The organism is Hydrogenophaga taeniospiralis CCUG 15921 (genome assembly GCF_001592305.1).
Lineage (GTDB): Bacteria > Pseudomonadota > Gammaproteobacteria > Burkholderiales > Burkholderiaceae_C > Hydrogenophaga > Hydrogenophaga taeniospiralis.
This window is the reverse complement of the sequence record NZ_BCWR01000005.1, coordinates 281,525-307,643: the sequence shown is the minus strand read 5'-3', so window position 1 is coordinate 307,643 and position 26,119 is coordinate 281,525. Positions and strand designations below refer to the sequence as shown.

Below are 26,119 nucleotides of genomic sequence, written 5' to 3'. Positions count from 1 at the left end.
GGTGGGATTCAGGTCTGGGTCGGCGCGGACGCCTGGAGATCGGGTAGGCGCTGGCTCAGATCGCAGTAGGCGTGCCAGCTGGCATGGGCGATCACGGGAATGAGAACGATCAGGCCCAGCAGCGCGGTCAGCATGCCGATGCCGGCCAGGACGGCGATCACCAGCGCCCACAGCGCCATGGGGCCCGGGTGGGTGGCCACCGCTCGCCAGCTCTCGGCCACCGCCATGCTCACCGGGACCGAGGTATCCACCAGCATGGGCAGCGCCACCACGCTGGACGCGTAGACCGGGGCCGCCAACAACGCGCCCATCAGCAACCAGACTTCAAACAGGCCGATGTCGCGCACGAGCACCACGTGGCGCAGGAAATCGACTGGTTTCAGGATTGGCTCAGGCGACCACAGCGTGATCAGACCGGCGGAGGTGAGCACCCAGCCGGTGCCCGCCAGCCCCAGCAGCAGGCCGAAACGCACCAGGCGGCCGTCGCCCGAGCGCCAGAGCTGGAGCACCTCGGCCATGCCCACGCAGTGGCCGCGGCTGCAGGCCCGGCTGACGTGGTACAGACCGGTGGCCAGGATGGGTGCGACGATGAGAAAGCCCGAAAACGCGCCCGCGAGCCACCAGAACTGGTCGCGTGCGGCCCACAGCAGCAGCCAGCCGAACGCCGCCAGCAGCAGGCCGTGGATCAGGCCGGGTGCCGGGTTGCGCCGCAGATCGGCCCAGCCCAGCGCCAGCCAGCGCAGGGGGGAGCGCAGGGTGACGGGGGCAGGCAGGGTGGCGGGTGGATGGGAAAGCCTGTCGTTCATGCTGTGTTCCAGAAGACGGAGGGCCGGGCAAACCGCGTGTTGTAACCGGCCGGCCCCTGTTTGGGGTTGATAAAAGTCAAGAGGCCACAGTGTGGCCCCTCTCAGGACGATGCCTGAACCAGGATGTGCGTGTAGGAATGCCCGGGCGATTCCAGCACGTTTTGCACGGAACCCTGCTCGACCACCTGGCCGTCTTTCATGACCAGCACGTCGTGCGCCATGGCCCGGATCACGTCCACATCGTGTGTGATGAGCAGATAGCTCAGGCCGCGCTCGCGCTGCAGGCGCTGCAGCAGACCGAGCACCTGTTTCTGCACCGTCACGTCCAGCGCGCTGGTCGGCTCGTCGAGCACCAGCAGGCGCGGCCCCACGATGAGCGCGCGAGCGATGGCCAGGCGCTGGCGCTGCCCGCCGGAAAACTCGTGCGGGTAGCGCTGCAGCCAGTCGCTGCCGTGGCGCGGATCGTCCACCAGGCCCACGTCGGCCAAGGCCACCACCACCCGCTCCCGCCGCTGAGCGGCGGAGAGTTGCGGCTGGTGCACCAGCAGGCCCTCTCCCACGATCTGCTCGATGGTCATGCGCGGCGAAAGCGATGAGAACGGGTCCTGGAACACCACCTGGATGCGCTGTCGCAGAGCGCGGGCCTGCCCCGTGCGCAAGGCCTCGGCCCAGTCCAGCCCTGTCACGGCCAGCTCGCCGCCATGCGGCAGCAGGCCCAGCACCGCCAGGGCCAGCGTGGACTTGCCGGAGCCGGATTCGCCGATCACCCCTAGGGTCTGGCCGGGCGCAATATCCAGGTCGGCCCCCTGCACCGCCACGAACTCGCCCTTGCTGAACCAGCCGCGCAGCCCCGGCAAGGGCACGGGATAGCCCACCCGCAGCCCCCGCGCCCTCAACACCGGCGCCGCCGCCTGAGCCGGCGCCGGCACCACGTCGCGCTCGGGTTTGCTGGCCATCAGCATGCGGGTGTAGGCGTGCTGCGGCGCGTCAAACACCTCGGCCACGCCGCCCTGCTCCACCAGATGGCCGCGTTCCATGACCGCCACGCGGTCGGCAAAACGGCGCACCAGGTTCAGGTCGTGGGTGATCAGCAGCACCGCCATGCCGTGCTGGCGCTGCAGATCGGCCAGCAGATCGAGGATCTGGCCGCGCAGGCTCACGTCGAGCGCGGTGGTGGGCTCGTCGGCCAGCAGCAGCTTCGGGCTGCTGGCCAGCGCCATGGCGATCATGGCGCGCTGGCGTTGGCCACCGCTGAGCTGGTGCGGGAAGGCGTTGGCGCGCCGCGCGGGCTCGGGAATACCGGTGGAGGCCAACAGCTCGACCGTGGCCGCCAGCGCCTGCCGGGGCGTGAGACCCTTCTTGAGCTGCAGCACCTCGCCGATCTGGTCGCCCACGGTGTAGAGCGGGTTGAGCGCGGTCATGGGCTCCTGGAAGATGATGGCCACCTCGTCGCCGCGCACGCCGCGCAACTGGTGTTCGCTCATCTGCAGCAGATCGCGCCCTTGCAGCAGCGCCGAGCCGCTGACCTCGGCGTTGTGCACCAGGCGCAGCAGCGAGAGCGCGGAAACCGTCTTGCCCGAGCCCGACTCACCCACCAGGGCCAACTTTTCGCCGGCCCGGATGGAGAAGTCGATGCCGTGCACGACTTCCTGGGCGCCGAACGCCACGCGCAAACCTTTGACGTCGAGCAGCGCAGCGCCGAACCCCGCCGCCGGACCGTCCCAAGGCGGAGCAGCCTCCTCGGAGGGCAGCGAACCACGCGCGGCGGGGAGCATGGGGGCACTCATTGGTCGGCCTTGCGTGGATCGAGCGCGTCGCGCAGCGCATCGCCCATGAAGGTCAGCAGCAGCAGCGTGATCACCAGCACGGCGAAGGTGGACATGGATATCCACCAGGCGTCGATGTTGTTCTTGCCCTGGCTGAGCAGTTCACCCAGGGACGGCGTGCCCGGCGGCACGCCCAGGCCCAGGAAGTCCAGCGACGTGAGCGCCAGGATGGCCGCGCTCATGCGGAACGGCAAAAAGGTCACGACCGGTGTCAGGCTGTTCGGCAAGACATGGCGCCAGATGATCTGCCAGTTCGACAGACCCAACGCCCGCGCGGCCCGCACGTAGTCGAGCTGGCGATTTCGCAGGAATTCCGCGCGCACATAGTCCGACAGGCCCATCCAGCCGAACAGGCTCAGCAGCACCAGCAACAGGCTGATGCTGGGCGCGAACACGGCGGAGAAGATGATGAGCAGGTACAGCTCGGGCATGGAACCCCAGATTTCGATGAACCGCTGGAACGCCAGGTCGGTCTTGCCGCCAAAGAAGCCCTGGATGGCGCCCGTGACCACCCCCAAGGCCACCCCGATGGCAGTGAGCGCCAGCGCAAACAGCACGCTGACGCGAAAGCCGTAGATCAGCTGGGCCAACAGGTCGCGCCCGCGGTCGTCGGTACCGAACCAGTTGTCCAGCGTGGGCGACGAGGGGTTGGGCTCCTTCGCAAAATAGTTGAGCGTCTTCGGCCCGTAGGGGTTGGGCGCGTAGAGTGCCCAGTTGTTGCCACGGCTCAGCTGTTCGCGGATGAAGGGGTCGAGGTAATCGGTGGTGGTTTCAAAGTCGCCCCCGAACACGGTTTCCGGGTAGTCGCGCACCATCGGGAAATAGGTGTTGCCCTCGTAGCGCACGATCAGCGGCCGGTCGTTGGACAGCAGTTCGGCGAACAGGCTGGCCACCACCAGCACGCAAAAGATCACCAGACTCCAGTAACCCAGGCGGTTGCGCTTGAAGCGCTGCCAGGCGCGGCGGGAGGGGGAAGCGGCGGCCATCTCGCTCAATCAAACTTGACGCGCGGGTCGACCCACACGTAACAGAGATCGGAAACCAGCTTGGTCACCAGCCCGATCAGCGTGAAGAAGAACAGCGTGCCCAGCACCACGGGATAGTCGCGCCGGATCACGCTCTCGTAGCTCAGCAGACCCAGCCCGTCCAGCGAAAACAGGGTCTCGATCAGCAGCGAGCCGGCGAAAAACGCACCGATGAAGGCCGACGGAAAACCCGTGACGATGGGAATGAGCGCGTTGCGAAAAATGTGCTTCCACAGCACCTGGCGCTCGCTCAGGCCCTTGGCCCGCGCCGTCACCACATACTGCTTGCGGATTTCCTCCAGAAAGGCGTTCTTCGTGAGCATCGCCGTCACCGCAAAGCTGCCCAGCACCATGGCGGTGATGGGCAGGGTGATGTGCCAGAGGTAGTCCACGATGCGTGCACCCCAGCTGAGTTCCTCCCAGTTGGACGAGGTCAGGCCGCGCAGTGGGAACCACTGCAGTTGCCCGCCAAAGATCACCAGCAGCGCCACACCCAGCACAAAACCGGGGATGGCGTAGCCCACGAGCACGAGCAGCGTGGTGACCAGATCGAAACGTGAACCGGCGCGCACGGCCTTCGCCACCCCCAGCGGCACGGCCACCAGGTAGCTGATGAAGAAGGTCCACAGGCCCAGGCTGATCGACACCGGCAGCTTCTCGATGATGAGTTCCGACACCGCCTTGTTCTGGAAGAAGCTGGTGCCCAGGTCAAAGCGCGCGAACTGCCCCAGCATCTGGACGAAGCGCTCGTGCGCCGGCTTGTCAAAGCCATACAGCGCCTTGATCTGCTCCAGCCTCTGTGGGTCCACGCCCTGGGCACCGCGGTACACCGAGCCCCCTTCAGCGCTGCCGCCCCGCCCGGTGCGCGCCTCGGCCAGGTACTGGTCCACCGGCCCGCCCGGCACGAACTGGATCACCACGAAGGTGAGCAGCAGGACCCCGAACAGCGTCGGGATCATGAGCAGGAGGCGTTTGAGGATGTAGACCCACATGGTCAGTTTGTAACCGATCTCATGGATCAAAACGGGATGATCCGGCGCGAACGGATTCTGTCCAGAACGCCGCGGAACCGGCTTTGCCGGGCCGCCAGCGTTGCCCCTTGAGGGGCTGAGCGGCTACGCGCAGCGAGCAAGCGATGGGGGTGGTCACCGCGACCACCAGGTGTCGATGGCCCAACCTTCCCCGGCGGCGTAGGGCGGCATGTCCTTCGGCCGCTCCAGCCGCCAGGCGTTGTAGACCATGCGGTGGGTGGTTGCCGACCACTGCGGGATTAGGTAGTGGCTGTGGCTGATGACGCGGTCCAGTGCGCGGCAGGCGGCCAGGAAGTCCGGCTTCGTGCGGGCATCGACCATGCGCGCGATGAGTGCGTCCACCGCCGGGTTGTTCACGCCGGCGAAGTTGCCCGAGTCTTCGGTTTTTGCCGCGTGGCTACCGAACAGGTCCGCGTATTCGGCGCCAGGGTTGGGTGTGCCGCCAAAGGCGATGGAGATGATGTCGAAGTCGAAACCGCGCAGCCGCTGCTGGTACAGCGCGAAATCCACGGGTCGGAACCTCAGTTCGATACCGAGCTTTTCGAGGTTGCGCATCCAGGGCGTGACCACCCGGGCACCGGTTTCGGCGCTGTCCAGGTATTCCAGCACCATGGCCTGCCCCTGCGCATTGCGCAATTGACCACCCTGCACGGTCCAGCCCGCTTCACGCAACAAGGCCTGGGCCCGCCGGAGGTTGGCGCGCAGCGAGTTCTCGCCGTCGGTACGGGGCGGTGTGTACATGGGCCCGAAGGCAGCCGCAGGCAATTGGGCACGCCAGCGCTGCATGAGTGCCAGCTCCTGCGACCCGGGCTCCCCGGTGGGCGAGCAATCGGTGTTGCCAAACAGCCCCTGCACGCGCTGGTAGCCGCCGTAGAACAACTGGCGGTTCATCCACTCGTAGTCCATCGCCAGACCCAGCGCCTCGCGCACGCGGATGTCGTCCAGCGGCTTGCGACGGGTATTGAGCACGTAGCTCTGGAACCCCATGGGCAGGCGGTGGCTGAACTCGGCCTTGACCAGTTCGCCGGTGTTGAAACGCTTGCCGTTGACCCGGCGCGCCCAGTCACCGGCCGAGAAGAAGCGCATCAGGTCGAACTCACCGGCCTTCAGTGCCTCCAGCCGCGCGGTGTTGTCCTTGTAGATCTTGACCGTGATGCGGTCGAAGTTGGCCGTGCCCCGGCGCACCGGCAGGTCGCGCGCCCAGTAGCCCGGATCGCGCACATAGGTGATGTCCTTGCCGAACTGCACCGGGCCGATCTTGTAGGGGCCGCTGCCAATGGGCGGGTCCATCACCACCTGATCGAAGGTCTTGCGCCGGCCGGTTTTGGGGTCGAGGGCGTCGCCCCAGGCGCGGCTGAACACCGGCAGCCCGCCCACGGTGAGCGGCAGTTCGCGGTTGGGCTTCTTGAAGCGGTAGCGCACCGTGTGCTCGTCCAGCACATCCAGCCCGGCCACATCTTCCAGGATGGTCTTGTAGGCCGGCGAGGTGTATGGACCCATCAGAATGTCAAAGCTGTGTTTCACATCGGCGGCCAGCACCGGTTTCCCGTTGTGGAACCGGGCTTCACGCCGCAGACGGAAGGTGACCGACAGGCCGTCGCTGGCGGCGCTCACGTCTTCGGCCAGCAGGCCATAGCCGGCACCGGTTTCGTCGAGCGAGCCGGTCAGGAGCGTGTCGAACATCAGGTCCGGCAGATAGGCCGGCGCATTGCCACGCAGGGTGAACGGGTTGAATTTGTCGAAGGTCGACACCCGCAGATTGCTCACCAGCCGAAGCTCGCCGCCCTTGGGCGCGGCAGGATTCACGTAGGCGAAATGGGTGAACCCATCCGGGTACTTCAACTCACCCCACAAGGCATAGCCGTGTGCCGCCCACACGCCCGGACTGAACCCCAGCGCCATGGCGGCCGCCCACTGGGTGATCCAGCGCGAACGGAGACGGGGGCAGAAAAAGCACATGCGACAATTCTGCTGGAATTTTCTCTGGAGTCTGTGCAATGGGTTTTCTCACTGGCAAGAAGCTGCTGATCACCGGTGTGCTGTCCAACCGCTCGATCGCTTATGGGGTTGCCAAAGCCTGCCACGCGCAAGGCGCCGAGCTCGCGTTCAGCTACGTGGGTGAACGTTTCAAGGACCGCATCACCGAGTTCGCGGCCGAATTCGACTCTCAGCTGATTTTCGATTGCGACGTGAGCGAGGACGCGCAGATCGACCGGATGTTCGCCGATCTGGCCCAGGCATGGCCCAGGTTTGACGGCTTCGTGCACAGCATCGGCTTTGCGCCACGCGAAGCCATCGCCGGCGATTTCCTCGACGGCCTGTCGCGCGAGAGCTTCCGCGTCGCCCACGACATCAGCGCCTACAGCTTCCCGGCCATGGCCAAGGCGGCCCTGCCCTACCTCAACGACCGCGCCGCCCTGCTCACGCTGAGCTACCTGGGTGCCTTGCGCATCATTCCCCACTACAACACCATGGGTCTGGCCAAGGCCAGCCTGGAAGCCTCGGTGCGTTACCTGGCCGAATCGCTGGGGCCGCGGGGCATGCGCGTCAACGGCATCAGCGCCGGCCCGATCAAGACCCTGGCCGCCAGCGGCATCAAGGACTTCGGCAAGCTGCTGGGCATGGTCGCCGCCGCCTCGCCTTTGCGCCGCAACATCACCATCGAAGACGTGGGCAACGTGGCAGCCTTCTTGCTGTCCGATCTGGCCTCGGGCGTCACGGCCGAGATCACCTATGTGGACGGTGGCTTCAGCCAGACCGCGGGCGCCAGCCGCGACAGCGAAACGGTGGCCTGAGAGCACCGCCCGACCCGCAACACCCTGCGCACCGCGCCAAAAAACCATGCACCGCCCGACGCTGCGCCGCCGATCATTGCTGGCGCTGCTGGGCGCTGTCTTGGCGGCACCCCTGCTGGCCACAGCGAAAGACAACCCATCGCTCATGCTGGCGGGGGTGTACCGACCGGGCGTGCGGCTCGATGCCTATTGGGTCAGTGAAAAGTACGATGGGCTGCGGGGCTATTGGAATGGCCAGCGCCTGCTGACCCGTGGCGGTGAAGTCATACAGGCGCCCGCCTGGTTCACCGCGGGCTGGCCGGCCCAGCCCATGGACGGCGAGCTCTGGGCAGGACGGGGCCGGTTCGAGCAGACGCTGTCCACCGTGCGGCAGCAGACACCCGACGACGAGGCCTGGCGCGCGATCCGTTTCATGGTGTTTGACTTGCCCGCGCACCCAGGCACCTTTACCGAACGGCTGCAGGCCTACCGGCAGCACGTGGCCCAACTGGGTCAAGCCTGGGTGCAGCCGGTGCCACAGGAGCGGGTGGACAGCCACGCGGCCTTGATGGCCCGGCTGGACCGTGTGGTGCGCGACGGGGGTGAGGGTTTGATGCTGCACCGTGGCGATTCGCTCTACCGCGGTGTTCGCAGCGACGACCTGCTCAAGGTCAAGACCCACGAAGACGCCGAGGCCCAGGTCATGGCCCACCTGCCCGGCCGGGGCAAATACGCGGATCTCATGGGGGCCTTGCTGGTGCAGACCCCCGACGGACGGCGCTTCCGTCTGGGCACGGGCTTCAGCGATGCCCAGCGTCGCCATCCACCGGCGGTGGGCAGCTGGGTCACCTACCGCTTCCGCGGTCTGCACGAGAGCGGGTTGCCCCGGTTTGCCAGCTTTGCGCGCGTGCGCGAGGGGCTGGACCTGAATGTGCCGGGCGCAGCGGCTGCTCAGCAGCCCTGAGCCGAGGCCATGAATGCTCAGGCAGCGGCCTGGCGCAGCAGACCGTAGATCTGGTCCTTGAGCATCAGCTTTTCCTTTTTGAGCGCCTCGATCTGGATCTGGGTACCCGGCTCAATGTGCGCCTCCATGTTCCGGATGGTCTGGTCCAGGGCATTGTGTTTGTCGAACAAGCGTGTGAAGTGAACGTCGTGGCCTTTGAGCTGTGAGATCAGTTCGCGGTATTCTGGAAACATGGGCGCTCCTTGCTGAACCGGGTTGGAAAGGTGCAGGTTACCCCGCCTTCACACAATCGGCAAAGTAGCGCTTGCGCCCGTCGTCGCCCACCACCTCCACCAGGCCGTGGATGTCGGTCTCGAAGCCCGGGCACTGGGTGTTGAACTCCCGCGCGAACTTGAGGTAGTCCACGATCTTCTTGTTGAACACCTCGCCCGGGATCAGCAGCGGGATGCCGGGCGGGTACGGCGTGACCAGACTGGTCGTGATGCGGCCTTCGAGCTCGTCGATCGGCACCCGCTCGGTGGTGCGGTGCGCGATGTGTGCGAAGGCGTCGCTGGGTTTCATGGCCGGCGTGAGGTCGCTCAGGTACATCTCGGTGGTCAGGCGCGCGATGTCGTAGCGCGCGTACAGCGCGTGCACATGCTGGCACAGGTCGCGCAGGCCCATCTGCTCGTAGCGCGGGTGTTTCTGGCAGAACTCGGGCAGGATGCGCCACATCGGCTGGTTCTTGGCGTAGTCGTCCTTGAACTGCTGCAGCGCGGTCAGCAGCGTGTTCCAGCGGCCCTTGGTGATGCCGATGGTGAACATGATGAAGAAGCTGTAGAGCCCGGTCTTCTCCACCACCACGCCGTGCTCGGCCAGGAACTTGGTGACGATGGACGCCGGGATGCCAGTGGCTTCGAAGCGACCGTCCAGGTTCAGGCCCGGCGTGACGATGGTGGCCTTGATCGGGTCGAGCATGTTGAAGCCCGGCGCCATGTCGCCAAAGCCGTGCCAGTCCTTGGCCGTGGCCTGCGAACCCGAGGGATCGGGGTTGAGCACCCAGTCGGCTGCTTCGCCCATGCCCTCCTCGGCCAGGTCGTCCGGACCCCAGACCTGGAACCACCAGTCGTCCTGGCCAAACTCGGCGTCGATCTTGCGCATGGCGCGGCGGAAGTCCAGCGCTTCAAAAATGCTTTCTTCCACCAGCGCCTTGCCCCCGGGCGGCTCCATCATGGCCGCGGCCACGTCGCAGCTGGCGATGATCGCGTACTGCGGGCTGGTGCTGGTGTGCATCAGGTAGGCCTCGTTGAAGAGGTGGCGATCGAGCTTGACGTGCTGCGAATCCTGCACCAGCACGTGACTGGCCTGGCTGATGCCGGCCAGCAGCTTGTGGATGGACTGCGTGGCGTACACCACCGACTCCATCGGGCGCGCCCGCTTCTTGCCCATGGCGTGGAAGTTGCCATAGAACGGGTGGAACGCCGCGTGCGGCAGCCAGGCCTCGTCGAAGTGCAGGTTGGCCACGTAGCCATCGAGCATCTGCTTGATGGCCTCGGTGTTGTAGAGCACGCCGTCGTAGGTGGACTGGGTGAGCGTGAGCACACGCGGCTTCACGGCATCGGCATCGACGCCGGCGAGCAGCGGGTTGGCGCGGATCTTGGCCTTGATCGCGTCGATCTCGAACTCGCTCTGCGGGATCGGGCCGATGATGCCGTAGTGGTTGCGCGTGGGCTTGAGGAAGACGGGAATCGCACCCGTCATGATGATGCTGTGCAGGATGGACTTGTGGCAGTTGCGGTCGACCACCACCACGTCGCCAGGCGCCACCGTGTGGTGCCAGACCATCTTGTTGCTGGTGCTGGTGCCGTTGGTCACGAAGAAGCAGTGGTCGGCGTTGAAGATGCGCGCCGCGTTGCGCTCGCTCGCGCCGATCGCGCCGTTGTGGTCCAGCAGTTGGCCCAGCTCTTCCACCGCGTTGCAGACGTCGGCGCGCAGCATGTTCTCGCCGAAGAACTGGTGGAACATCTGGCCCACCGGGCTCTTCAGGAACGCCACGCCACCCGAATGCCCCGGGCAGTGCCACGAATAGGAGCCGTCTTCGGCGTAGTCCAGCAGCGCCTTGAAGAACGGCGGCTGGATGCCTTCGAGGTAGCTCTTGGCCTCGCGGATGATGTGGCGCGCCACGAACTCGGGCGTGTCCTCGAACATGTGGATGAAGCCGTGCAGCTCGCGCAGGATGTCGTTGGGCAGGTGGCGGCTGGTCTTGGTTTCGCCATAGATGTAGATCGGCACATCGGCGTTCTTGCGGCGAACCTCTTCGATGAAATTGCGCAGATTCAGCACCACCGGATCGAGGTCATCCCCGTGACTGAACTCCTCGTCGTCGATGGAGAGGATGAACGCACTGGCCCGGCTCTGCTGCTGGGCGAACTGGCTCATGTCGCCGTAGCTGGTGACCCCCACCACCTCGAAGCCCTCGGTTTCGATCGCCTGTGCCAACGCGCGAATGCCCAGACCCGAGGTGTTCTCGGAGCGGAAGTCCTCGTCGATGATGACGATGGGAAAACGGAATTTCATGGCAATCTCCAGCCGCAGGACGACTCTCGGGTTCAAAAGAAACTAGGCAGGCGCGAAGTGTACGGAAAACAGGGGCGGCGCTCCGGGGCACCCGGCCTTTTGGCGCAGAATGTGGCGCTGGTTACACAAACGTTTCGCCGTGGGCCGGGCTCGCGGCGGTGTCATGGCTTTTTGATAGGACGGTGGTATTCATGTCGGACTCAACCCTTTGGTGGCTACTGGCAGGCTCCACGGTGGCGCTGGAGCTGTTCACCGGCACTTTCTACCTGCTGATGCTGGCCGTGGGCATGGTCGCCGCCGCCCTGGTAGCCCACACCGGCGCCGGAACCGCGACCCAGCTGATCACCGCCGCGGTGGTCGGTTCGGCCGCCGTGGTGGGCTGGTACCTGATCAAGCGGCGCAGCCCGGCCGACCCCTCGGTGCGCGCCATGCGCAGCGTGAACCTGGATGTGGGCGAGGTGCTGCAGATCGAGGAATGGCAGGCCGACGGCACCGCGCAGGTGAAGTACCGCGGCGCGCAATGGACCGTGATCCAGCGCCCGGGCAATGCGGCCGTGCCGGGCACCTACCGGGTTGCCGAGCTGGTGGGCAACCGCCTGCTGGTCGAAAAGGCCTGAAAGACCGAGCCGGCCGCTGTTGTCGCGGCCCGTTTTTCGAACCCGCGCCCAACTGAGCTACCCTCCCCCCTCCTCAACCTTTCACAAAGCGACAAGTCATGGAAATTGCTGTCATCCTGTTCGTCATCGCCGCGATCTTCATCACCCGCTCGATCAAGGTCGTGCCCCAGCAGAACGCCTGGGTGGTGGAACGCCTGGGCAAATACCACTCTTCCCTGGCGCCGGGCCTGAACTTCCTCGTGCCCTTCGTCGACAAAGTGGCCTACAAGCACAGTCTGAAGGAAATCCCGCTGGACGTGCCCAGCCAGGTCTGCATCACGCGCGACAACACCCAGTTGCAGGTGGACGGCATCCTGTACTTTCAGGTCACCGACCCGATGCGCGCCAGCTACGGCTCGTCCAACTACATCATCGCCGTCACCCAGCTCGCGCAGACCTCGCTGCGCTCGGTCATCGGCAAGCTCGAACTCGACAAGACCTTCGAAGAGCGCGACATCATCAACGCCCAGGTGGTGCACGCCATCGACGAAGCCGCGCTCAACTGGGGCGTGAAGGTGCTGCGCTATGAAATCAAGGACCTCACGCCGCCCAAGGAAATCCTGCTGGCCATGCAGGCACAGATCACCGCCGAGCGTGAAAAGCGGGCCCTGATCGCCGCCTCCGAAGGCCGCCGCCAGGAGCAGATCAACATCGCAACCGGCGAGCGTGAGGCTTTCATCGCCCGCTCCGAGGGCGAAAAGCAGGCCGCCATCAACAACGCCCAGGGCGAGGCCGCAGCCATCACCGCGGTGGCCGACGCCACCGCGCAAGCCATCGAACGCATCGCCACCGCCATCCGCCAGCCCGGCGGCGAACAGGCGGTGCAGCTCAAAGTGGCCGAACGCGCCGTCGATGCCTACGGCAAGGTTGCGGCGGACGCCACCACCACCCTGATCATTCCCGGCAACATGACCGAGGTCGCGGGCCTGATCGGCTCGGCGATGAAGATGATCGGCACAGGCAAAGCGGCCTGATGTCGAAAACAGGCCCCGCCGCCTGCTACAATGCGAGGCTTCGCGGAGAGGTGGATGAGCGGTTTAAGTCGCACGCCTGGAAAGCGTGTGTGGGCTAATCCCCACCGCGGGTTCGAATCCCGCCCTCTCCGCCAAAAATGAGTCCCAGAGCGTTCCGGAACGTCTCAAAACGGCACCTGAAAGCCCCGTCTTCCCCAGCGAAGCGGGGCTTTTTTGTTTCTGGGCATCCGAGGATCAACGTGGGCGCGATGTCAGCCCGAAACGCTCCGTGCTGGCTTTCGACTCGTCAAGCAACCAGCGCGTGAACCGCTCCACGGCCTCGTTCTCGGCCAAGGCTGCGCGGCTGCAAAGGTGGTAGCCTCGGTCAGTGGCCACAGCCGCAGCGAACGGCAGCACGAGTTGGCCGGATGTCAGCTCGGCTTCGATCAGCCACGGCTGGATCACGGTTGCCCCCATGCCGGCGCAGGCAGCGACGATCAGGTTGTTGCCCAGATCGAACCCCGGGCCTAGCGTGGGCGGTGTGTCCACGCCGCCAGCCTTGCGCAGCCACAGCGCCCAGTTGTCGGGGAAGTTGATGTGCTGCAGCAGCGGCACCTTGAGTAGATCGTGCGGCTGGCGCAAGCCGGCGGCCAGCGCCGGTGTGCAGGCCGGCTGGATCTCGCGCCCCAACAAGTAACACGCACGGATGCCGCGCGGCCAGGCCCGCGCAGGGCGCTTTACCTCGATCCACAGATCCACATCGTCGCGCGCGAAATTCTCGTCGTGGTGGTAGGGCCGCAGTTCGATCTCGATGTCGGGGTGCAGCGTACGGAACCTGGGGAGCCGTGGCACCAACCAGCGCGTGCCCAGCGTGGGGATCACGCTCACGCGCAGCTTGCGTGCCGCAGCGCGCACGCCGAACTGGCCGACGGCGTTCTCCAGTCCCGCCACATGCGCCTCCACCAGCGCCTGGAATTCACGGCCTCGTGTCGTGGGCAGCACCCTGGCACCCGAGCGATCCAACAGCGTGCATTCCAGTCGCTGCTCCAGCCGCTGCACGGCGCGGCTCACGGCCGCCTGCGTCACGCACAGCGCAACGGCCGCCTGCCGGAAGCTACCCAACTGGCAAACCGCCAGGAACGCATGCAATTCCGGCAATGAAGGCGACTTGAAACGCATGATCCTGATTACATCAGGTTATCAGCCTGGATCAAATTGTCGTTTGCCCGCGATGCCCGGCCTGTCTACGCTTCACCCACCTTCCACAAACCAAGGAACCGTGTTGCCACCCCAAGCCGCCCATCCCACCATGCCCGTCCAGGTCATACCGCCGACCGTGCCCGCCATTGCCCTGGTATGCGACTCACCGCACAGCGGTACCGATTACCCAGCAGACTTCAGTCATGCCGTGGCCATCACCGAGCTGCGCAAGTGCGAGGACACGCACGTGCACTGGCTGTGGGGCGCGGTGCCCCGCGTGGGCGGAACCCTGGTGCACGCCACCTTTGCGCGCAGCTACATCGACGCGAACCGGCCTGAGCACGACATCGACGTAACCATGCTGGCCGACACCTGGCCCGGCGTGGTGGCACCTGCCGCACGAAGCCTGGCACTGGGCAATGGGCTGGTATCCAGCCACACACCCACGCGACACCCCATCTATGCGCGCCGCCTGTCGGCGTGCGAGCTGGAGAACCGCATCGAACGCTACTGGCGCCCCTACCGGCACACCTTGGCGCAAGCGCTCAAGACCGCCGCCCCCAGCGGCCCACGCTGGCACCTGAACCTGCATTCCATGCCAAGCAACGCCTATGAGCGGCTGGGCCTGGTGGCGCCCGGACCGCTGGCCGACGTGGTGCTGGGCAACCTGAACGGCCAGAGCTGCAGCGCCGCATTCACCGGTCTGGTGGCCGACGCGTTCAGGCGCCGGGGCTACAGCGTCGCCATCAACGATCCGTATGCAGGCCAAGACCTGCTGCGCGAATTCGGCGCCCCCTCCCGCGGACATGAAAGCCTGCAGATCGAACTGAACCGCGCGATCTACCTGGACGAACAGACGCGCGAACTGCTCCCTCGGGCCAGTTCCGTGCGCGACGACATCACCGACCTGCTGCACGACATGGCCACACACATCCGCGATGCCACCTCAACCCCCTTCTGATCAACCCAACGAGAACACCACATGTCCACCAACACCCTTCCCACCCTGCACCGCCGCCGCTTTGTCGGCACCGCCTGCGCCATGACCAGCGCCATCGCCTTGCCCGCCCTGGCCCAGGCGCCCGCCCGCTACCCCAACCGCCCGATCACCCTGGTGGTGCCGTTCCCGCCTGGGGGCTCGGTGGACGGCGCGGGTCGGGCCATGGCCGACCGCCTGGGGAAAGTGCTGAGACAAACCGTGGTCGTGGAGAACAAGGCGGGCGCAGGCGGCTCGATCGGCTCCACCTGGGTGGCCAGGGCTGCACCTGATGGCTACACACTGATCGTCACCTCGCAAAGCACCCATGTGGTCAACCCGGCGGTATCACCCAGCCTGCCCTATGACGCGGTGAACGATTTCGCTCCCATCACCCTGATTGACCGGCTGGCCAATGTGCTGTTGGTCAACCCTGCCTTGCCGGTGAAGAACTTCGCGGAGTTCGTGACATACGTGAAGTCGAATCCCGGCCAGTGGAACTATGCCTCCTCGGGTAACGGCTCGGTGGCTCACCTGAGCATGGAACTGCTCAAAGCGAAGCTGGGGCTGTTCATCACCCACATCCCGTACCGCGGCGCAGGGCCGGCGCTCAATGACCTGCTGTCGGGGCAGGTTCACATGACCTGGAACAACCTGAGCTCTAACCTCACCATGATCCAGAACGGACGTCTGCGAGCCCTGGCAGTGGCGTCTCCGGGGCGGGCGCCGCAATTGCCCGGCGTGCCGACCTTCGACGAGCTCAAATTGCCCGATCTGAACCTCACCTCATGGACTGGCATTGCCGCACCCGCAAAAACGCCCGAGCCCATCATCGCCCAGCTATACGACGCGATGCGCACGGTTTTGCGCGCGCCCCAGACGCATGATGCCTGGCGCGCACGCGGCGCGATGGTTCCCGAAGACGTGAAACCCGCGGAGTACCGTCGGGAAATCCAGCAACGCATCCAGTTCTACCGGAGCATTGCGAAGGCCAACAAGATCGTCCTGGAGTGAGCCGCTGTCCAGAATATGATCTGAACGACGCCCTTGATCGCAGACAGGCGCCTCTCGGGGCGCTTTTTTTGTGGCTCCGATATCCGTTCGATCAGTGCTGGAGAACGCTCGATGAACCCACCCGCCGCCACGGGACACCCACCGCCCGGCGACATCCCGAAACCGACCCGCGCCCCCCTGTGGGCACAGGCAACGCCCCAGACCCGGCTCGGGCTGGCGTTCGCACTGCTGATCGGGCTGGGACTGTTTCTGCGCATCTGGCAATACGCGTTCAACCGCTCGCTCTGGCTGGACGAGGCCTACCTGGCCACGAGCATCGTCAGCCGCACGATGGGGGATCTGCTGACCCACCCATTGGCCAATGACCAGGTCGCGCCGCTGGGCTTCCTGTGGCTCGTCAAGATCAGCGTCCTGCTCTGGGACGACAGCGACCTGGCTCTGCGCCTGGTGCCCCTGTTGTCCGGGTGCCTGAGCGTGCTGGTGGCCTGGCGCATCGCCCTGCTGACGCTCAACCACTCTGTCGCCCGTCTGCTGTTTGTCGGCCTGGTCTCGTCTTCCCCGGTGCTCGTGTACTACAGCTCGGAGCTCAAGCAGTATTCGGGCGATGTGCTGGTGGCGATGCTCATCCTCTGGGCGGGTGCCGCGTTCCGGGCTGAGCGCTGGCGCTCGGGCACCGCCGTGCTGGCGCTCACGGGAGCGCTGGGGGTCTGGCTTTCGCACCCCGCCGTGTTCGTCCTGGCGGCGGTGGGTGTCACGCTCTGGCTGGACATGGCAGCGAGCAAACAGCACCGTGCCTGGGCCGCCATCTCGGTCGTCGGCTTGATCTGGCTGGCGAGTTTCGCACTCAACTACGGCGTGTCGCTGCGAGCGCTGTCGAGCAAGAGCAGCCTGCAGGACTTCTGGAGCTACGCCTACGCCCCCGTGCCGCGTGGCCTTGAAGACCTCGTCTGGTACTGGGAAAACGCCCTGGCCCTGGTGCATCTGGCGCTGCGCCATGTGGGCGTGGCGGGGCACCTCGGCCTGCCCGACTGGTTCGAGCCGGTGAACGTGGCCTTGCTGTGTCTGACCCTGGCCGGCGTGGTGGCGCTGCTGCGCTCGCCCCCGCGTCTGGCCGGTTTCCTCGTGCTGTCGGTCCTGTCGGTGTTGTTGGCTTCGTTGTTGCATCTGTACCCGTTTCGCTCCCGCCTGATCCTGTTTCTGGTGCCCGTGGTACTGCTCACCCTCTCGGTCCTGGTCGACCAGGCCCTGCAACGCGGGCACCGCAGCTGGACCTGGGGTGCCATCGGCGTCGCGGTCGGTCTGATGGCGGTGACCGGTTCACACAGTCTCCCGAAAGTCTGGCAGCCTTACAACCACTCCAACATCAAAGGGGCCATGGCCTACGTTCAAGGTCACCTCCAGGCCAGTGACCAGATCGCCGTCAGTACCTGGACGGGCAAGGCCTTCAGCGTCTACGCGCCAGCGTACGGGCTGGACGGTGTTGTGCTGAGGCTGTACCTGGACACCCCCAATGTCCAGCACAACGCGTACGCACTCGTGCGGCGCATCTGCAGCGGCCGTGTCCCGGGGCGCACCTGGATCATCATCAGCCACCGGTTCGGGCAAAAACAGGATTTCCTGGCCCTTCTGAGCTCGCTCTCACCTGCGCTACCCGCCTGGGAGGATGCCGGCGCAGGGGCCTATCTGTTCGACTTCTCGGGTTCTGCGTACTGCAAGAGGTACACCGCATCGGCGCCCGTTGGCCCATGAGTCCCACAGTGCGGCACACTGCAGCCCTCAGAATCCAGTCCTGTATCCCCGCCTGATGGCGGCATTCAACCATTTCCTTCGCAAAGACCGAGGCCCAGCATGCGTATATCCAACCGCAAAAGAATCCTGGTGACGGGAGGAGCCGGATTCCTGGGCTCCCATCTGTGCGATCGCCTGCTGGCCGAGGGCAACGACGTTCTGTGCGTGGACAACTTCTACAGCGGCGCCAAGGACAACGTGGCGCACCTGATGGGCAACCCCCACTTCGAGCTGATGCGCCACGACGTGACCTTTCCGCTCTATGTGGAGGTCGATGAGATCTACAACCTGGCCTGCCCCGCCTCGCCGGTGCACTACCAGTGGGACCCGGTGCAGACCACCAAGACGAGCGTGCACGGCGCCATCAACATGCTGGGACTGGCCAAGCGCACCAAGGCCCGGATCTTCCAGGCCTCCACCAGCGAGGTGTATGGCGACCCGGAAATCCACCCGCAGCAGGAAAACTATTGGGGCCGGGTCAACCCGATCGGCATCCGCTCCTGCTACGACGAAGGCAAGCGCTGCGCCGAAACCTTGTTTTTTGACTACCACCGGCAGCACCAGGTGGACATCAAGGTCGCGCGCATCTTCAACACCTACGGCCCGCGCATGCACCCCAACGACGGGCGCGTGGTCAGCAACTTCATCGTGCAGGCGCTGCGGGGCGAAGACATCACCATCTACGGCGATGGTTCGCAGACGCGCAGCTTCTGTTATGTCGACGACCTGATCGAGGGCTTCACCCGCCTGATGGCCAGTGGCGCCGGGGTGACCGGGCCCATCAACATGGGCAACCCCCACGAATTCACCATCCGCGAGCTGGCCGAAGCGGTGTTGAAGAAGGTCGGAGGCAGCTCCCGGCTGGTGTTCAAGCCGCTGCCACAGGACGACCCCAGACAGCGCCAACCCGACATCGGCCTGGCCCGAGCCACACTGGGCTGGGAACCGCAGGTCCAGCTGGACGCGGGTCTGGACAAGACCATCCATTACTTCCGCCGTCGCCTCGCCGAATGAGCGTAGCGCCGGGCCGCCCCAAGCCAGCTCGCACCGCAGCCCGCGGGGCGAAGGTATTCCCATGAGCACACCGAAGCACCCCATCATCGTCGTGACCCCGGTCTATGAAGACCAGGAAGCCAGCAGCCGCCTGTTTCAGGAACTGGCCAGCCAGTTCGACCGCGAGGTCTTCGTGATCGCGGTGGACGACGGCTCGGTGAAACAGCCCCTGTCCATCGACAGTCTGCGCAGTGCCGGCATCGACGGCGTGATCCTCAAACTGCGCCGCAACGTGGGCCACCAGCGCGCCATCGCCATTGGCCTGGGCTATGCGTCCGAGTTCGTCCAGCCCCACCAGCATGTGGTGGTCATGGATTCCGATGGCGAAGACCTGCCCTCGACCATCCCACCCTTGCTTGCGGCGCTGCGGCGCGACGACGTGGACGTGGTGGTCGCCCGGCGCAAGAGCCGCGTGGAAACCCTGCGCTTCAAGGCCTTTTACGCCATCTACAAACGCTTCTTCCGCCTGATGACGGGCCGGGCCATCAGCTTCGGCAACTTCATGGCGATCAAGGCCCACGCGCTCAAGCGCCTGGTCGCCATGCAGGAGCTGAACATCCACGTGGCCGGCGCGGTGCTGGCGTCCAAGCTGCGCACCCAGGTCTGCGCGCTGGATCGCGGCCCCCGTTATGCCGGCCATTCCAAGATGAACTTCGTGGGCCTGACGCTGCACGGCTTCAAAGCCCTGATGGTGTTCGCCGAGGATGTGCTGGTACGGGTGGGCATCGCCTGCGCCGTGATTGCGGCCTTGTCGGTGATCAGCACCTTCACCGCGGTCGCCCTCAAACTGTTCGGGTTCTCCACGCCCGGCTGGTTCTCGCTGGTGCTGGGCATTCTGGTGCTCATGTTCCTGCAGACCGGTGCACTGGCGCTCATGACGCTGATGTTGACTGGCGTGGTGCGCGGCGGCACGGTGACCACGGCCATCGCCTACCGCGACTTCGTGGAACAGGTTCTGGAAACCGACTGATGGTGCAGCAACTGGCACGGCGGCACGGCTGCGAGATGCTGCGTTACGCCATCAACGGGCTGCTGGCCACGGCGGTGCACTTCGCCGTGCTCACGGTCAATCTCGAAGTGCTGCACTTTCCATCCGCCGGTCTGGCCAACCTCTGCGCGGCACTCGCAGGCATCACGGTGTCATTTCTCGGCAACCGTTATGTCGTCTTCGGGCACCGTGCCGAACCGCTGCTCGGGCAGGCACTGAAGTTCAGTGGCCTGTACGGGCTGATCGCCCTGGTTCACGGCGGCGTGCTGATGGTGTGGACGGACTGGCTCGGGCTCGACTACCGCCAGGGCTTTGTGCTGGCCACCGCCCTGCAAATCTCGCTGAGCTATCTCGGCAACAAACTTCTGGTGTTCAAAAAATGAAATTCCTGCGCGCACTCGTCGCCACGGTGCTGTTTCTGGCGCTGCTGGTCGTGGTCTATCTGCTGCACATCCGCTTCTTCGCCATCGACGTGGTGTTTTACGCGGCCATTGCCGACGGCATCATCGCCGCACTGGTCACCGGCGCGCTGGTGTTCGCCCTGGGCTACTTCCGGCCGCTGGGCGGTTTCGAGAAGCTGCAGCTGGTGGTGATCTGGCTGCTGACGGGCTACTGCCTCGCCATCTCCGTACCGACCGTGATCGACCGTTCCCTGTCGTTCTACATCCTGGAGAAGATCCAGCAGCGCGGCGGCGGTATCCAGCACCAGCGCTTCGCCGAGGTGTTCACCCAGGAGTACATGAACGAACACCGCCTGGTCGACGTGCGGCTGACCGAACAACTGGCGTCCGGAACCATCGTGATCCAGAACGGCTGCGTCAAGCTCACCGAAAAAGGCCAGCGGATCGCCCGCGCGGGGCGCTATTTCCGGCAGCATTTCCTGCCCAAGAAACGCTTGCTCATGGGCGAGTACTCGTCGGACCTGACCGACCCTTTCCGCAACAGCGCGACCACCGTCGACTACCAGTGCCAGTAGCCTGTACGGGCCTGGGGTAGGTCGACCGCCGCGCCTACTTCGCGGCCCGGCCGCCGGAAAATGCCGTGAACAGGCCCAGGCCGGTATAGACGGCGGCACTCGCGTAGCGGCCGACCAGGGCGCCCCGCTGGAAGCCTCCCAGCCGGGGTGCCGCCCAGGCGGCGACCAGCACGTAGGCCGAATCGGTGCAGGCCGCGATGAGCACGAAGACGGCGCCCAGGGCCACGCTCTGCGCCAGGACTGGCGCGGCCGGGTCCGTGAACTGCGGCAGGAAGGCCGCGAAAAAGAGCGCGGTCTTGGGGTTGAGCAAGGCCACGAAAAAGCCGTCGCGAAACATGCGACCGAGGGCCGGTGCCGGCAGGGGTTCCCCATTGGGCCCGGCGCTGCTGGGCTGGAGCGCCTTGAAGCCCAGGTACAGCAGGTAGGCAGCCCCCGCCAGCTTCACCACGGTGAAGGCCCAGGAGGACATCGCGAACAACGCGGCCAGCCCCAGCGAGGCGCCGAGCGCGTTGCCCAGGTTGCCCAGCGCCACCCCAGCCACCGACGTGAGTCCCGCGCGCCGCCCTTGCGCCAGCGTGCGCGTGACGATGTAGAGCACGCCCGGGCCGGGCGTGGCCGCGAGCACCAGGCTGGCGAGCAAAAAGGCCAGCAACAGGGGCCCGGGGTGAAGGATGGCGTTCATGGCGCAGCGGGTGTGGGGTGGACCGATGGATTCGACCGGAACGTGGATCGTGCCCGCGCACTCAACGCGCGCCCAGGCCCATGCTGCGCGAGATCAGTTCTTTCATGATCTCGTTGGTGCCGCCGTAGATGCGCTGCACGCGCGCATCGGCGTAGGCGCGGGTGATCGGGTATTCCCACATGTAACCATAGCCGCCGTGCAGTTGCACGCACTCGTCCATCACCTTGCACTGCAGGTCGGAGCACCAGTACTTGGCCATGCTGGCGGTCGCGGTGTCGAGCTTCTCCTGCACGATCAGCTCGCAGCACTTGTCCACGAACACGCGCGCCACCTGCACCTCGGTCTGCAGCTCGGCCAGGGTGTAGCGGGTGTTCTGGTACGCCGCGACCGGCTGGCCAAACACCTTGCGGTCCTTCACGTACTGAACGGTCCAATCGATGGCCGCCTGCGCCGCGGCCACGGCGCCGATGGCGATCTGCAGCCGCTCCCAGGGCAACTGCTCCATGAGGCAGATGAAGCCGCGCCCCTCCATGGCCGGGCCGCCCAGCAGCTGTTCGGCCGGCAGCTTCACGTTGTCAAAAAACAGCTCCGACGTGTCTTGCGCCTTCATGCCCAGCTTCTTCAAGCGCTTGCCCTTGCTGAAACCCGGCATGCCCTGCTCGACCAGCAGCAGGCTGGTGCCCTTGGCGCCGGCGGCCGGGTCGGTCTTGGCGACCACGATCACCAGGTCGGCATGCCAGCCGTTGGTGATGAAGGTCTTGCTGCCGTTGAGCAGGTAGCTGCCGTCGGGCTGTTTGATCGCCGTGGTCTTCACGCCTTGCAGATCGCTGCCGGCGGCGGGCTCGCTCATGGCGATGGCACCCACCATCTCGCCGGTGGCCAGCAGGGGCAGGTACTTGCGCTTCTGTTCTTCGGTGCCGTAGTGCAGGATGTACGGCGCCACGATCTCGCTGTGCAGGCCAAAGCCGATGCCGCTCACCCCGGCACGCGCGATCTCCTCCATCTGCGCCACCGAGTACAGCTTGTCGGCCCCGGCGCCGCCGTATGCCTCGGGCATGGTCATGCAGAGAAAACCGTTTTCGCCGGCGGCGCGCCAGACTGCGCGGTCAACATAGCCTTGCTCCTCCCAGCCTTCGTGAAAGGGCGTGATTTCCTTTTCGACGAAGCGGCGGAAGCTGTCGCGGAAGGCTTCGTGGTCGGTGTTGAACAGGCTGCGGTCAATCATGGGGTGTTCTCGGGTGCTGGGGTTGCCGTGGGTATCGGAAAACGCCGCAATGTGCATGATGGAGCGGTGTCGCGGGTTTGACGGCAGCGCCACCATTTTCACAAAGCATTTGCTTGGCAAAAGTCTATACTGATCCGACAGAACCGCAACCATCTTTCGGCGGGTGCGCGGCACGGCCCGTCAACCTGGAGACAAGCCCATGAGCGAAGCATTCGTATTCGACGCCATCCGCACCCCACGCGGCAAGGGAAAGAAGGACGGCAGCCTGCACGAGGTCAAGCCGGTCAACCTGCTGGCCGGCCTGCTGCGCGAACTGCAGCACCGCAACCACCTGGACACGTCGGCGGTGGACGACGTGGTGATGGGTGTGGTCTCGCCCATCGGCGAGCAGGGCTCGGTGCTGCCCAAGGTGGCCGCGCTCAAGGCCGGCTGGGACTGGCGCTGCTCAGGCGTGCAGCTCAACCGCTTCTGCGCCTCGGGCCTGGAGGCGGTGAACATGGCCGCCATGAAGGTCAAGAGCGGCTGGGAGGACCTGGTGGTGGCCGGCGGCGTGGAGAGCATGAGCCGCGTGCCGATCGGCTCCGACGGCGGCGCCTGGGCGCAGGACCCGGAGACCAACAGCGCCACGCTGTTCGTGCCGCAGGGCATCGGCGCTGATTTGATCGCCACGCTCGACGGCTTCACGCGCGAAGACGTGGACGCCTTCGCGCTCGAATCGCAGAAGCGCGCCGCGGCCGCCCGCACCGCCGGGCATTTCCAGCACTCGGTGGTGCCGGTGAAAGATCCGCTGGGCCAGACCATCCTGGCCGTGGACGAGTTCATCAAGCCGCACACCACGATGGAGGGCCTGGCCGGTTTGAAGCCCGCTTTCGAGCAGCTCGGCGCCATGGGCTTCGACGCGGTGGCGCTGCAGCGCTACCCGCAGGTGGAGCGCATCCACCATGTGCACCACGCGGGCAATTCGTCGGGCATCGTGGACGGCGCGGCCGCCATGCTGATCGGCAGCGAGGCCGCGGGCAGGACCCACGGCTTCACGCCGCGCGCGCGCATCGTGTCGGTTGCGCTCTCGGGCGCGGACCCGACCATCATGCTCACCGGCCCGATGCCGGCCGCGCGCAAGGCGCTGGCCAAGGCCGGCCTCACCATCGACCAGATCGACCTGTTCGAGGTGAACGAAGCCTTTGCGGCCGTGCCCATGCGCTTCATGCGCGAGATGGGCGTACCGCACGAGAAGGTGAACGTGAACGGGGGTGCGATTGCGCTGGGCCATCCGCTGGGCGCCACGGGCGCGATGATCCTGAACACGTTGATCGATGAGCTGCACCGGACGAAAAAGCGCTACGGCCTCGCCACGCTGTGTGTCGGCGGCGGCATGGGTATCGCCACGATCGTAGAGCGCATCTGAACCGAGCGGAGACACCAACATGATCACAAAAACCATCCGCTACGAACTTGCCGACGGCATCGCAACGATCACCTTCGACGAGCAGGATTCCCCCGTCAACACCATGTGCCTGCAGTGGCAGGACGATCTGGACGCCGTGACCGCCCAGGTGGGCAAGGACCGCGAACAGATCAAAGGCATCGTGCTGGCCTCGGCCAAGAGCACCTTCTTCGCAGGCGCCGACCTCAAAGGCGTGATGCGCTCGACCGCCGCCGATGGCCACCGCGTGTTCACCGAGATCGAACGCATCAAGCGGAACTTCCGCACGCTGGAGACGCTGGGCGTACCGGTGGTGAGCTGCCTCAATGGCGCCGCGCTCGGCGGCGGCTGGGAGGTGGCGCTGGTGGGCCACCACCGCATCGCGGTCAACGACCCCAAGCTCCAGTTCGGCCTGCCCGAGATCACGCTGGGCCTGATTCCCGGTGGCGGCGGCATCACCAAGATGACGCGGCTGCTGGGCCTGGTGGCCGCGCAGCCCTACATCCTGGAAAGCAAACTCTTCGGGCCCGAGGAAGCAATGAAGATCGGCGTGGTGCATGAGCTGGTGGCCACGCCCGAAGAGCTGATGCCCCGCGCGCTGGCCCACATCGAGGCTGCGCAAGGCAAGCCCGAGGCCTGCCAGCACGTGTGGGACCGCAAGGACTACAAGATGCACGGCGGCACGCCGAGCAACCCCAAGATCGCCGCCATGCTGAGCGTGGCGCCAGCGGTGCTCAAGCAGAAGACGCGCGGCCTCTACCCCGCGCCCGAGGCCGCGCTGGCCGCGATGGTGGAAGGCGCCATGGTGGACTTCGACACCGCCATGCGCATCGAGAGCCGCTACCTCGCGGGCTTGATGGTCAGCCCCGTGGCGAAGAACATGATCAACACCTTCTTCTTCAACATGAACGCCATCAAGGCCGGCCAGAGCCGCCCGAAGGACGTGCCGCGCTACAAGCCGCAGAAGGTGGGGCTGCTGGGCGCCGGCATGATGGGTTCGGGCATCGCCTACGCCCAGGCCAGCCGTGGCATCGCCACCGTGCTGAAGGACGTGAGCATGGAGGCCGCGCTCAAGGGCAAGGCCAACAGCGTGAAGGTGACGCAACCGCGCGTGGACAAGGGCCGCATGAGCGCGGCCGAGCAACAGGCATTGCTGGCGCGCATCACGCCCACCGCGAGCACCGCCGACCTGCGGGGCTGCGACTTGATCATCGAGGCGGTGTTCGAGCACCGCGAGCTCAAGGCAGCGGTCACGCACGAGTCCGAACCCATGCTGGCCGAGGGCGGCTTCTTCGCCAGCAACACCTCCACCCTGCCCATCACCAGCCTGGCCAAGGCGAGCGCGCGGCCGCAGAAGTTCGTCGGCATCCACTTCTTCAGCCCGGTGGACAAGATGAAGCTGGTGGAGATCATCCGCGGCAAAGAGACCGACGACGAGACCATCGCCCGCGCCTACGACTACGTGCAGGCGCTGGGCAAGCTGCCCATCGTGGTGAACGACGCGCGCGGCTTCTACACCAGCCGCACCTTTGGCACCTTCGTCATGGAAGGCGCGGCGATGCTGGGCGAAGGCATTCCGGCACCGGTGATCGAAAACGCCGCCATGCAGGCCGGCATGCCCGTGGGGCCGCTGGCCGTGCTGGACGAGACCGCGCTCTCGCTCTCGGTGCACGTGCTGGAGCAGACCCGCGCCGACTATGCCGAAGAAGGCCGCCACTACGACACCACACCGGGTGAACATCTGGTCGAACAGATGGTGAAGCAGCACCACCGCGGCGGCCGTGCGGCCGGCGGCGGCTTCTACGACTACCCCGCCGGGCAGAAGAAAACCCTCTGGCCCCAGCTCAAGACCCTGTTCGAAAAACCCGATGTCGCCTGGGACCTGCAGGAGGTGAAAGACCGCCTGCTCTTCCGCCAGGCGGTGGAGACGGCGCGCTGCCTGGCCGAAGGCGTGCTCACCAGCGTGCACGACGGCAACATCGGCTCCATCTTCGGCATCGGCTTCCCGGCCTGGACCGGCGGCGCGCTGCAGTTCATCTACGGCACGGGCATCGAGGGGTTCGAGAAGCGTTGCGCCGAGCTGGCGGCGAAGTTCGGCACGGGCTTTGCGCTGACCGATGCTGTGAAAGCCGCGATCCGCGAACACCAGCCGGTGTACTGAATCCCCGCCTGACCAGCAACGAAGCGAGCGACATCAACAACG

23 protein-coding genes and 1 tRNA gene are annotated in these 26,119 nt (G+C 65.7%); 14 read left to right on the top strand and 10 right to left on the bottom strand.

Going from position 1 to position 26,119, the window contains the following annotated elements; translation table 11 throughout:
* Positions 1–8: 8 nt before the first annotated feature.
* From HTA01S_RS07960 to HTA01S_RS07940, 5 genes are all read right to left on the bottom strand, one after another.
* Complete coding sequence (locus HTA01S_RS07960) at positions 9–806, bottom strand: DUF2189 domain-containing protein (protein ID WP_068168939.1); 798 nt, start codon at positions 804–806, stop codon at positions 9–11.
* A gap of 101 nt (positions 807–907) precedes the next feature.
* Positions 908–2,581, bottom strand: coding sequence for an ABC transporter ATP-binding protein (locus HTA01S_RS07955; protein WP_084235942.1), 1,674 nt, complete (start codon positions 2,579–2,581; stop codon positions 908–910).
* A gap of 8 nt (positions 2,582–2,589) precedes the next feature.
* Positions 2,590–3,618 carry an ABC transporter permease gene (locus HTA01S_RS07950; protein WP_068168936.1) on the bottom strand — a complete coding sequence of 343 codons (1,029 nt, stop codon included), beginning with the start codon at positions 3,616–3,618 and terminating at the stop codon, positions 2,590–2,592.
* A 5-nt stretch (positions 3,619–3,623) separates the two neighbouring features.
* Positions 3,624–4,649 (bottom strand): microcin C ABC transporter permease YejB, encoded by a 1,026-nt coding sequence (locus HTA01S_RS07945; RefSeq protein WP_068169630.1) that lies wholly within the window; start codon positions 4,647–4,649, stop codon positions 3,624–3,626.
* Positions 4,650–4,802: 153 nt separating this feature from the next.
* A complete protein-coding gene (locus HTA01S_RS07940) occupies positions 4,803–6,590 on the bottom strand; it encodes an extracellular solute-binding protein (protein ID WP_068169628.1) in 1,788 nt (595 codons plus the stop codon).
* A 95-nt stretch (positions 6,591–6,685) separates the two neighbouring features.
* Here HTA01S_RS07940 and fabI point away from each other — a divergent pair, with 95 nt between their 5' ends.
* Together fabI and HTA01S_RS07930 are read left to right on the top strand one after the other, a co-directional pair.
* Positions 6,686–7,483, top strand: coding sequence for an enoyl-ACP reductase FabI (gene fabI, locus HTA01S_RS07935; RefSeq protein WP_068168933.1), 798 nt, complete (start codon positions 6,686–6,688; stop codon positions 7,481–7,483).
* Positions 7,484–7,529: 46 nt separating this feature from the next.
* On the top strand, positions 7,530–8,426 hold the full coding sequence (locus tag HTA01S_RS07930) for a DNA ligase (protein WP_084235941.1): 897 nt from the start codon (positions 7,530–7,532) through the stop codon (positions 8,424–8,426).
* A gap of 17 nt (positions 8,427–8,443) precedes the next feature.
* Here the strand turns inward: HTA01S_RS07930 and HTA01S_RS07925 are convergent, their stop codons facing one another.
* Positions 8,444–8,659: a YdcH family protein gene (locus tag HTA01S_RS07925; protein ID WP_068168930.1), complete on the bottom strand. Its 216-nt coding sequence runs from the start codon at positions 8,657–8,659 to the stop codon at positions 8,444–8,446.
* 37 nt (positions 8,660–8,696) lie between these two features.
* Complete coding sequence (locus tag HTA01S_RS07920) at positions 8,697–10,982, bottom strand: arginine/lysine/ornithine decarboxylase (RefSeq protein WP_068168928.1); 2,286 nt, start codon at positions 10,980–10,982, stop codon at positions 8,697–8,699.
* Between the two features lie 191 nt (positions 10,983–11,173).
* Between HTA01S_RS07920 and HTA01S_RS07915 the strand changes: the two genes are divergently transcribed.
* The 3 genes from HTA01S_RS07915 (at position 11,174) to HTA01S_RS07905 (ending at position 12,746) form a co-directional block, all read left to right on the top strand.
* Positions 11,174–11,599 carry an NfeD family protein gene (locus HTA01S_RS07915; RefSeq protein WP_068168925.1) on the top strand — a complete coding sequence of 142 codons (426 nt, stop codon included), beginning with the start codon at positions 11,174–11,176 and terminating at the stop codon, positions 11,597–11,599.
* A gap of 98 nt (positions 11,600–11,697) precedes the next feature.
* On the top strand, positions 11,698–12,612 hold the full coding sequence (locus HTA01S_RS07910; RefSeq protein WP_068168922.1) for an SPFH domain-containing protein: 915 nt from the start codon (positions 11,698–11,700) through the stop codon (positions 12,610–12,612).
* Between the two features lie 44 nt (positions 12,613–12,656).
* Positions 12,657–12,746, top strand: a tRNA-Ser gene (locus HTA01S_RS07905).
* Positions 12,747–12,846: 100 nt separating this feature from the next.
* Here the strand turns inward: HTA01S_RS07905 and HTA01S_RS07900 are convergent.
* Positions 12,847–13,770, bottom strand: a complete 924-nt coding sequence (locus HTA01S_RS07900; protein ID WP_068168918.1) for a LysR substrate-binding domain-containing protein — start codon at positions 13,768–13,770, stop codon at positions 12,847–12,849.
* 130 nt (positions 13,771–13,900) lie between these two features.
* Between HTA01S_RS07900 and HTA01S_RS07895 the strand changes: the two genes are divergently transcribed.
* From HTA01S_RS07895 to HTA01S_RS07865, 7 genes are all read left to right on the top strand, one after another.
* A complete protein-coding gene (locus tag HTA01S_RS07895) occupies positions 13,901–14,752 on the top strand; it encodes an N-formylglutamate amidohydrolase (protein ID WP_068168915.1) in 852 nt (283 codons plus the stop codon).
* Between the two features lie 21 nt (positions 14,753–14,773).
* Entirely contained in the window at positions 14,774–15,781 is a 1,008-nt protein-coding gene (locus tag HTA01S_RS07890; RefSeq protein WP_068168912.1) for a Bug family tripartite tricarboxylate transporter substrate binding protein, read from the top strand.
* A 111-nt stretch (positions 15,782–15,892) separates the two neighbouring features.
* Positions 15,893–17,530 carry a glycosyltransferase family protein gene (locus HTA01S_RS07885; protein ID WP_068168909.1) on the top strand — a complete coding sequence of 546 codons (1,638 nt, stop codon included), beginning with the start codon at positions 15,893–15,895 and terminating at the stop codon, positions 17,528–17,530.
* Between the two features lie 99 nt (positions 17,531–17,629).
* Positions 17,630–18,583, top strand: a complete 954-nt coding sequence (locus HTA01S_RS07880; protein ID WP_068168906.1) for a UDP-glucuronic acid decarboxylase family protein — start codon at positions 17,630–17,632, stop codon at positions 18,581–18,583.
* Between the two features lie 61 nt (positions 18,584–18,644).
* Complete coding sequence (locus tag HTA01S_RS07875; protein WP_068168903.1) at positions 18,645–19,592, top strand: glycosyltransferase; 948 nt, start codon at positions 18,645–18,647, stop codon at positions 19,590–19,592.
* Positions 19,592–19,993 carry a GtrA family protein gene (locus HTA01S_RS07870; protein WP_068168901.1) on the top strand — a complete coding sequence of 134 codons (402 nt, stop codon included), beginning with the start codon at positions 19,592–19,594 and terminating at the stop codon, positions 19,991–19,993. The genes HTA01S_RS07875 and HTA01S_RS07870 overlap by 1 nt, the downstream gene beginning before the upstream one ends.
* A complete protein-coding gene (locus tag HTA01S_RS07865; RefSeq protein ID WP_068168896.1) occupies positions 19,990–20,586 on the top strand; it encodes a hypothetical protein in 597 nt (198 codons plus the stop codon). Before HTA01S_RS07870 ends, HTA01S_RS07865 begins: the two co-directional genes overlap by 4 nt.
* A 34-nt stretch (positions 20,587–20,620) precedes the next feature.
* On the opposite strand, the gene HTA01S_RS07860 is transcribed toward HTA01S_RS07865, so the two are convergent.
* Together HTA01S_RS07860 and HTA01S_RS07855 are read right to left on the bottom strand one after the other, a co-directional pair.
* On the bottom strand, positions 20,621–21,268 hold the full coding sequence (locus HTA01S_RS07860; RefSeq protein ID WP_068168893.1) for a LysE family translocator: 648 nt from the start codon (positions 21,266–21,268) through the stop codon (positions 20,621–20,623).
* A gap of 61 nt (positions 21,269–21,329) precedes the next feature.
* Positions 21,330–22,493 carry an acyl-CoA dehydrogenase family protein gene (locus HTA01S_RS07855; protein ID WP_068169623.1) on the bottom strand — a complete coding sequence of 388 codons (1,164 nt, stop codon included), beginning with the start codon at positions 22,491–22,493 and terminating at the stop codon, positions 21,330–21,332.
* A 199-nt stretch (positions 22,494–22,692) separates the two neighbouring features.
* On the opposite strand from HTA01S_RS07855, the gene HTA01S_RS07850 reads away from it, so the two are divergent.
* Both HTA01S_RS07850 and HTA01S_RS07845 read left to right on the top strand, forming a co-directional pair.
* Entirely contained in the window at positions 22,693–23,898 is a 1,206-nt protein-coding gene (locus tag HTA01S_RS07850) for an acetyl-CoA C-acetyltransferase (RefSeq protein WP_068168888.1), read from the top strand.
* A gap of 19 nt (positions 23,899–23,917) precedes the next feature.
* Positions 23,918–26,077: a 3-hydroxyacyl-CoA dehydrogenase NAD-binding domain-containing protein gene (locus HTA01S_RS07845; protein ID WP_068168883.1), complete on the top strand. Its 2,160-nt coding sequence runs from the start codon at positions 23,918–23,920 to the stop codon at positions 26,075–26,077.
* Positions 26,078–26,119 lie beyond the last annotated feature (42 nt).